This window comes from Sulfuricurvum sp. RIFOXYD12_FULL_44_77 (assembly GCF_001830725.1).
GTDB classification, from domain to species: Bacteria; Campylobacterota; Campylobacteria; order Campylobacterales; family Sulfurimonadaceae; genus Sulfuricurvum; species Sulfuricurvum kujiense_A.
In genome coordinates this window covers 1-8,603 of the sequence record NZ_MIBU01000087.1, presented here as the reverse complement: position 1 = coordinate 8,603, position 8,603 = coordinate 1, and the positions used below count along the sequence as shown (strand labels likewise).

The 8,603-nt window shown below is 43.1% G+C and carries 6 protein-coding genes; 5 read left to right on the top strand and 1 reads right to left on the bottom strand.

Translation table 11 applies throughout. The features are described from left to right. Positions 1 to 1,593: diguanylate cyclase (locus tag A2517_RS03925; RefSeq protein ID WP_294894350.1), on the bottom strand; the 1,593-nt coding region annotated here is incomplete at its 3' end. Positions 1,594 to 1,729: 136 nt separating this feature from the next. Between A2517_RS03925 and A2517_RS03920 the strand changes: the two genes are divergently transcribed. From A2517_RS03920 to A2517_RS03900, 5 genes are all read left to right on the top strand, one after another. Next, positions 1,730 to 1,984: a hypothetical protein gene (locus tag A2517_RS03920; protein ID WP_294894348.1), complete on the top strand. Its 255-nt coding sequence runs from the start codon at positions 1,730 to 1,732 to the stop codon at positions 1,982 to 1,984. Further along, positions 1,981 to 3,513 carry an AarF/UbiB family protein gene (locus A2517_RS03915; RefSeq protein WP_349681475.1) on the top strand — a complete coding sequence of 511 codons (1,533 nt, stop codon included), beginning with the start codon at positions 1,981 to 1,983 and terminating at the stop codon, positions 3,511 to 3,513. The genes A2517_RS03920 and A2517_RS03915 overlap by 4 nt, the downstream gene beginning before the upstream one ends. Positions 3,514 to 3,582: 69 nt before the next feature. Continuing rightward, on the top strand, positions 3,583 to 5,904 hold the full coding sequence (locus A2517_RS03910) for a diguanylate cyclase (protein WP_294894346.1): 2,322 nt from the start codon (positions 3,583 to 3,585) through the stop codon (positions 5,902 to 5,904). Positions 5,905 to 5,949: 45 nt separating this feature from the next. Next, complete coding sequence (locus tag A2517_RS03905; protein WP_294894344.1) at positions 5,950 to 7,224, top strand: diguanylate cyclase; 1,275 nt, start codon at positions 5,950 to 5,952, stop codon at positions 7,222 to 7,224. 6 nt (positions 7,225 to 7,230) lie between these two features. Beyond that, entirely contained in the window at positions 7,231 to 8,493 is a 1,263-nt protein-coding gene (locus tag A2517_RS03900) for a diguanylate cyclase (RefSeq protein WP_294894342.1), read from the top strand. Positions 8,494 to 8,603: the final 110 nt, after the last annotated feature.

Here is an 8,603-nt window from a genome sequence, read left to right as displayed (position 1 = left end):
TTGATCGGCACGTTCTATGGCTGTTTTAAACGATTCTCCCTCTAAAAGGAGGGTAGCTCCCAAGCTCGTAGTGATAGAGGGGAGAGATTCAAAAACTATTTCGCTGACACTGCGGCGGATATGCTCGGCAATCGAGATAAGCTGGCTATTTTTAGCGGTATTGATCAGAATGATAAACTCTTCCCCTCCCCATCGGATAAGGGTGTCATCATTACGGATCGAATTTTGGATTGTATCGGCAACCTGTTTGAGAACTTCGTCTCCAATGCCATGCCCGTAGGTATCGTTGATCTTTTTGAAATAATCCAAATCGACCATGATGATCCCCAACGAGGTGATGTTTTGACGGTTCTCATCGTAATAATCGTAGAAATATTGACGGTTGAGTGCGCCGGTGAGCGGATCATGGTAGGCTTTGTTTTTTAGAAAAAGTTCACGTAAAAGAGACTGGCTAATATCGTTTAGGGTGATAATGTAGCGTTCACTGACAAACTCTTTGACCGAGAGGCTAAAAAATCGTTTCTCATTTGAGGATGATTTCATCGCTACGATCCGTTTGGATTTTTCCAGTTCCAGTATCTCGTGTATCCATGTTTTTCCCTCGATAGAAGAGGGGGTAAAAGTGAGATCGTTTTGCAAAAAACGGCTGCAAATGCACGATTCGTGTTGTAAAAAATCTTCTAGCGAGGCAACGGCAAAAAAATCGAAAAAGGGTTGATTGGCATAGATGATGGAGCTGTTTTCGGTGACGTATACGATATTCTCTTGGGCATCAAGGATGGATTGAATGTAGAGGGCTTGTTTGGCCAGTTTCTCTTGGTTTTGTTTTTGGTGGCTGATGTCGTGTTGGACCCCGATAAAGTATTTTAGTTTATTATTAGTATCAAACATGGGGGTAATGTTGAGAAGATTATGAAAGAGTTTCCCCTCTTTTGTGTAATTTCGAAGTTCGACTTCACATGATTTTGCATTTTGAAGGGCATCATATACTTTTCCCATAGAGGGCTGTTTTGGTTCCTGATCACGTAAAAAACGGCAGTTGCGTCCTACCGCATCCTCAAAGCTGTACCCTGTCGTTTCACTAAAAGCGCGGTTGACGTAGATGAGAGGATTATCCGGCAAAGAGGGATCGGTTATCGTAATACCGGTATCGACGACATCGACGAGATGTTTGAAAAGCGCCGCCTCATCGTAAGCATTTTTTCGATCGGTAACATCACTGAAAAACAGGAGTGCGATCGGATCTTCTCCCTCCTCGGCAATAAAGGAACCGTTTATATCGGCCCACTTTAGAGTTCCGTCGCTTAACCTGATACCCACCAGCTGATCAACAAGGCTTTGATGGGAATGAAGAAGTTTTTGGATCGGGTAGTCCTCAACGCTTAAGGGTTCCAGATTTTCATCGCTAAAGTTCCATACCGGATCGGCTGCATTTTTTCCGATAATTTCATTCAGCGGCACTCCAAGAATATCCGATACGGCTTTATTGGCATACAAAATCGTCGTATCACACCGATGGATCATAACCCCCTCATTGAGGCGATCGAGGAGGGACAAAAAGGAAACACCGTAATGATCTATAAGTTTTTGCATGTCACCCCTCTTTTAAATATATTATAAACGGTTTTTAATGAAAAAATCCCTAGCAGTTCGGAGTTAATTCAAAAATTAAGGGGTGATATTCATTATTTAGGCCTATAATAGTGCATTACGAGAATAGGAGCATGCTATGTTAAAAGAGTTATTGTATACAGGAATGGGTGGAGCATTGTTGCTCAAAGAGAGAGTTGAAGAGGAGCTTAAAAAGCTTGAAGAGAAAGGAAAATTGAACACTACCGATACCAAAAGTTTTCTTGAGAGTCTTAAAACCAAAGGGGAAGACGAAGAAAAACGTCTCAAAGAGGAACTCAAATCTGCCATCAAAGAGGTGATTGAAGAACTCGGAATTGCAACGAAAAAGGATATCGAAGCGCTACGATCGTGAGTTCATTGTATTCACCGAGACGTCTTTGGAGCGTTTTTCGTCTTTTGCTCTCGTTTTATCTTTTGATAAAAAAGAGGGAGACGTTTTTAGGGGTTTCCTCGCTCAGCCCCGATAAACTTGCCTCCACTATTACGGAGCTGGGGGCGAGTTTTATCAAATTGGCGCAAGTTTTGGCCACCCGTAACGATTTTTTCGATGAGTCGTACCTCAATGCCCTCAAAACACTCCATGATGATCTCCCTCCGATGAGCCAAGCCGCGTATGAGCGGGTCATGGCAAAAGCTTTTCCTACCGTACCGTTTATCCGTTTTGATTCTGTTCCTATTGCTTCGGCATCGATCGGTCAAGTCCACGCCGCATGGATAGATGAGACGACGAAAGTAGCCGTGAAACTGCGACGTGAGGGGATCGAAAAACGGGTTCGTGCCGATATCCGTATCTTGTCACTGTTTAACGGTTTTTTTCGCCCCCTTTTTTCCCATACGACCCGCCATTCCATCGAATCGGTTATTGCGGAGTTTTCATCGATGATTGTCCAAGAGTGCAGTCTGCGTCATGAGCGGAGCAATCTGGAGAAGTTTTCGTCACTCTACAAAGACTCCGGCATACTTTTCCCTATTGGCTATCCCTCTTTGAGCTGTGATGATGCGCTTGTGATGAGCTTTGAAGAGGGGTGGCGGTTTGATGATCGGGATGCGATCCTCTCGCACGGACTCGATATAAAACCGCTGATCGACCAGCTGGTACGTTTTTATACCGATCAAATGTTGGTCAAGGGGTTTTTTCACGCCGATCCCCATCCGGGAAATCTGCTGGTAAACGGTGCGGGAAAACTCGTATTGCTTGATTTTGGGATGGTGAAACGGGTTCCTAACGATACCCGTATCGCCATTATCGAACTGATAAAAGCGGCGAATGAACGGGATTTTGAGAGCTATGTAAGTGCAGCAAAACGTCTGGGGACGGTGGCGTACGATGCCCCCTCCGCTGAGCTTGCCGAGTTTACGGAGCGGATGTTCGATATTTTCGGTAATGATGCCCTCGATAGCGGCAGTATGCAGAAACTGGCGTTTGAAGTACTGGAACAGACCCGAAACCTCCCCTTTAAGCTCCCTCAGGAGGCGATTTATATCCTCCGAGTCAGTGCCATCATCGAGGGGTTAGGGACTACCTATATCGAAAATTTTAACGGGATCAAAGATATCCTCCCGATCCTCCAAAAGAATATCCCCAGAGCGTTAGGGATGAAGGATTCGATCCTTGAAACTGTGATCGATGAGATCAAACGTATCCCCGGTGATATCAATGCGTTTCGCCATATGATTGAGCGTGCAAGCAAAGGGGAATTGAGTGTAGAACTTTCACCGCTGCAGTATGAGATGATAAAAAAAGAGTTTCGTGCCGCAACCGCACCTCTCGCTACGGTGCTTATTTTGGCTCTGGGGGCAATGGGATTTTGGATGGCGGGAATCGAGGAGGCCGCTTATGCTTTTTTAGGGGCGGCGATGATGCGGCTGTGGTATCGATAAACGTGGATTTTAATGGGATTACAGTGAGGATAGGGTAGTATTACCTAATCAAATAAAAAGTGCCTAAGTATGAAGAGATTGATCCCTTTTTTAGCAGTATTCCTATGTTTTATCTCCGCATCGGCTAAAGATGAGATCAGATTCGGTGTTTTTGCCTATATGGGGCATGAAAAGACCCGAGCAAAATACCAGCCGCTGGTTGAGTATCTGAATGAAAAACTCGATAATCGGGTTGTTTTGGAAGTTCTGACTCAAGAGGAGATGGACGAAAAAATTGCCAAAAATCAGCTTGATCTCGCCACCACCAATCCTACCCATTTCCTCGTTGTCCGTCATCAGTACGCACTAAGCGGTGCGATTGCTACCCTTATCAGTGCCAACGAGGAGGGAAAGCCTTCCAGCCGTCTGGGAGGTGTAATAATTGTACGCCCTGAGAGTCAGATTGAGCACCTTGAGGACATAAAGGGTAAATCAATCTTAACACCCAGTATGAAACATATGGGGGGGTTCAGAGCTCAGGTATATGAACTCCATCAACAAGATATTCATATCAACAAGCATAATAATAAAATTATCGAGACCTATAATTCTCATCAAGAGGTGGTTCGAGAGATTTTAATGCGTCGAGCTGAGGTTGGATTTATCCGTGATGGCATCTTGGAAGAGATGATAGAGAGCGGTGATATCAAAGCAGGGGATATCCGAATCGTTAACGAAAAAAAAGTGGCGACTCACCCTTACAGAGTATCAACGCAACTCTATCCGGAATGGCCTGTTTTTGCCCTTCCTCATGCCAAAGAGAGAGATATTAAACTCTTCCTTGCAGCCCTTTACTCTCTTCAACCGACGAATGAAGCGATTAAAAAAGCGGGGATTTACGGCTATTCTCTACCGGCTGATTATCTGGAAGTCGAAGAGCTTGCCCGTCATTTGCGTCTCCCACCGTTTGATCAGACACCCGAAATTATTTTTTCGGATGTTTGGGCACATTATAAGGCGATGATTATTGTTTCACTCGGGGCTTTGCTGTTCGTATTGATCTATTATACACGTGAGCAGCGGAGAAAAAAACTGTTTGAATCGCTCCTATTTAATATCGGAGACGGTGTCTACGGTGTCAATCATGAAGGCAAATGTACATGGATCAATGCTCAGGCGTTGAAGATGACCGGATTTAGTGAAAATGAGGTACTGAATAAGGATCAGCATGCCCTTTTTCACCACCACAAAGTCACTCATGAAGTGTATGATGAGTCTGAATGTCCTATATACATGACATTGCAAGACCGTCAAACCCGCAGCGGTGAAGAGTATTTGATCCGACATGACGGTACCTACTTTCCGGTAAGTCTCACCGTAGCTTCTGCGGATGATGGCGCTATCATCGTTTTTCGGGACATTACAGAGCAAAAAATGTTGCAAGAAACACTGCAACGAAGTGAATCAAGTCTTAAAAAAGCCCAATCAATAGCCCATATCGGGAGTTGGGAACTTGACCTCCAAAACAATCATTTGTTTTGGTCGGATGAGATTTATCGTATTTTTGAGATCAATCGACTCCGCTTTGAAGCTTCCTACGACGCATTTTTGAATGTCATCCATCCAGATGATCGGGAGAGTGTTAACCGAGCGTATGAATATTCACTGATTACCCGACAAAAATATACGATCGATCACCGCCTTTTGATGGAAGACGGCAGAATCAAGTGGGTTCGAGAGGTGGGAGATACCGAGTATGATTCGGAGGGGAACCCTACTGTTTCCAGAGGAACCGTACAAGATATTACGGAACAAGTTTTGATTAATCAGGAACTTCGTGAGATAAAGTCGAAACTCGAAGAGACGAATGCCGCGTTGAGCCTTAAAAACAATCAGCTTAAAGAGCTTGCTATGATTGACGGGCTCACCCACATTGCGAATCGCCGCTTTTTTGATGAGATGTATGCAAAAAACTATAAAGAGGCTTTCAGAGAGAAAAAAACGCTAGCAGTGATAATGATCGATGTTGATCACTTCAAGCCCTACAACGACCATTATGGGCATGCACAGGGGGATGAATGTTTGATAGCGATAGCCCAAGTACTCAAAAACAGTCTCAAGCGTCCCAGCGATATCATCGCCCGTTATGGGGGTGAGGAGTTTATTATTTTACTCAAAGATATTGATTTAGATGGGGCACAGCAAGTTTCTGAGTCTCTGTTAAAAGCCGTTGAGGCTCTTCAAATGACACATGAATACTCCTCTGCGGCTGATGTTGTTAGTGTCAGTGTCGGAATGGCTTTTAAAGAAGTCGGGGATGCTGTGAGTAAAGAATCCCTCCTTAAAAGTGCGGATGATGCACTCTATAAAGCTAAAGCTGAGGGACGAAACAGGGTGGTCAGTACGGTTTAAGACTATCGGAGTTATCATTAATGCAATCTATAGGAAGAGTAGGGAATGATGCAAGCTCAAGAACTTAAATCGAGTTTCACCAAGCGCTATATTATTGCGATCTCTCTTATCGCACTTCTCTCAAGCGGTGCTTATTATGTCTTGAATCTTGCCCTAAAAGCGAGTGATTCGACAGCACTGGTTGTCAATATCTCAGGAAAACAGCGGATGCTCTCACAGCGGATTGCCTCGTATTCTCAGCAGTATTATTTGCGTGTTTATGCGGATGGGGTACACTCGGACAGTGAAACCATCCGAGCTAAATTGCTGAGTGCTATTGAGGAGATGGGCAAAGCCAACGAAGCACTCTCCTCCGGAAGCTTGAAAGAGGGTGTGCAGGTAGAACTCTCCCCTTCCATCTATTCGCTTTATTATGGGGAGACATTGCTTAAAAGGCGTGTTGAAGAGTATCTTGATCGAGCAATACGTCTAAGTAACGCACACTCCCAAGATGAATCAATGACTCTTTTAGGAGAAATTTTAGAGCTCTCCGACCCCCTTTTAAATGATCTAAACAGTGCCGTTTTACAGTATCAAAAAGAGGGTGAAGCCAATATCGTCGCAATTGATAATTTAGAATCAATAGTGTGGCTGGTAACACTGATGACGCTACTATTGGAAGTGATTTTTATTTTTCAGCCTATGGCCAATAAAATTCGTGAATTGTTTCAAGAGGTGGCTTGGGATCATGAAAATCTTGAGCAGCAAATTTCAATTCGAACAATGAGCTTGGAGCATGCTAACTTGAAATTGATGCAATTGGCGTCACATGATCCGTTGACGGGGCTTAAAAATCGGCTCAATATGGAGCGTGATCTCGAAGAATTGATTTTTCAATACGAAAAAAATCATCTCCCTTACGCTGTGTTGATGCTCGATATTGACTGGTTTAAAAAAATCAACGATACCTATGGGCACGATGCGGGTGATTTTGTTTTGTGTGAAATTTCAAAAATTATGTTGGAAAGTGTACGTATTCAGGACAGTGTTTACCGTGCCGGGGGGGAAGAATTTGTTATAATTTTTAATCGTATCACGCGAGAGCAGGCGATTGAAAAATCAGAATCTATCCGTTTGGGAGTTCAAAAACATCCGTTTATCTTTAGTGATCAAACGATGCAATGCACGATTAGCGGAGGGCTTTACCACCCTGATATTTTAAAATCCTCAAGCGTTCAAGGGGTTCTTAAACTCGCTGATAATGCCCTATATGAGGCCAAACATTCAGGACGCAATACCATCGTCGAAGCGATCTATAAAAAAGTTGAAGAGAAAGAGTAATTTCAAATGATAAATAAAACAATAGTTGAACGTATTTTGTTGGTGGATGATAGTAAAACATTGGCAAAATTGATCAGTTTAAAAGTAAAAAGTGAACTAAAAATAGAGATAGATGTGGCGTATTCGCTCTCAGAAGCAGAGCTTTTTAGTAAAAAATATAGCTATACCTTAGCGATTCTTGATCTCAATCTTCCCGATGCCCCCAATGGGGAAGTGGTTGATGTAATGCTCAAAAAAAATATCCCCTCAATCGTTTTGACGGGGAGTGTCGATAAAGAGTTCCGTAAAGTGATGCTAAAAAAAGATATTATCGATTATATTTATAAGGGGGGAATTCATGATATCGACTACCTAATCGATATTATCAAAAGACTCCTCAAAAATCGTCATCATAAAGTGATGGTGGTGGATGATTCATCGGTGTTTCGAAATCGGATGAAAAAAATGGTGGGAAATCTCTTTTTTCAAGTGTATGCACTCGCTCATGGAGAAGAGGCTCTCTTGATTTTGGAAGAGAATCCCGATATTAAAATCATTATCACCGATTACAATATGCCGGTGATGGACGGACTGGAACTTACCAAAGCGGTTCGCAAAAAGTATACAAAAAATCAGCTCTCTATTTTTGTCCTCTCTTCCACCGAAGATTCCGATGTATCCGCTATGTTTCTTAAACAAGGGGCGAACGATTTTATCAACAAACCGTTCAGCAAAGAGGAGTTTTCATGTCGGTTAAACAATGCGATTGAAGCGTTGGAGAATATCGATACGATTACCCATTATTCCAGCCGCGATTTTTTGACGGGATTGTACAATCGGCGCCACTTTTTTACGGTGATGGAACCCTATTTTATCGAAGCGGTCAATCGAGATGAAGAGTTTATGACGGCGATGATCGATATTGATAATTTTAAAAGTATCAATGAAAGTTACGGACACGATATCGGAGATCAGATGATCATTCACGTTTCTGAACTACTTCGCTCAAACGTACAGTATCAAGATGTCGTTTCACGTTTTACAGGAGATGAATTTTGTCTTGTCTTAAAAGAAACGACCCGTGAAAAATCGATTGAAATTTTAGAACGTATTCGACAAAGAATAGCATTGACACCTCTTGTACTTGCATCGGGAGAAGAGGTGTTTTTGACGGTTTCTATCGGGGCGGCGTTGGAACATGATAATTCTTTGAACGATACGATGAGCGAAGCCGATGCGCAGCTGCATCATGCTAAAACTACCGGAAAAAATAAGGTATGTACGGTTTAGATTCAAACGGCAGCAGTGGGTAAGAAAAAAGTAAACTGCTGGCGTCCTGCCTCTTTAGAGGTGTACATAGCGACATCGGCATGATGGAGAAGGGATTCAACGGTTTGTCC

Bases quoted from the DNA above. Each gene is read 5' to 3' on its own strand.
- A2517_RS03920 (WP_294894348.1), top strand. From the start codon at position 1,730: ATGTTAAAAGAGTTATTGTATACAGGAATGGGTGGAGCATTGTTGCTC.
- A2517_RS03910 (WP_294894346.1), top strand. From the start codon at position 3,583: ATGAAGAGATTGATCCCTTTTTTAGCAGTATTCCTATGTTTTATCTCC.
- A2517_RS03905 (WP_294894344.1), top strand. From the start codon at position 5,950: ATGATGCAAGCTCAAGAACTTAAATCGAGTTTCACCAAGCGCTATATT.
- A2517_RS03900 (WP_294894342.1), top strand. From the start codon at position 7,231: ATGATAAATAAAACAATAGTTGAACGTATTTTGTTGGTGGATGATAGT.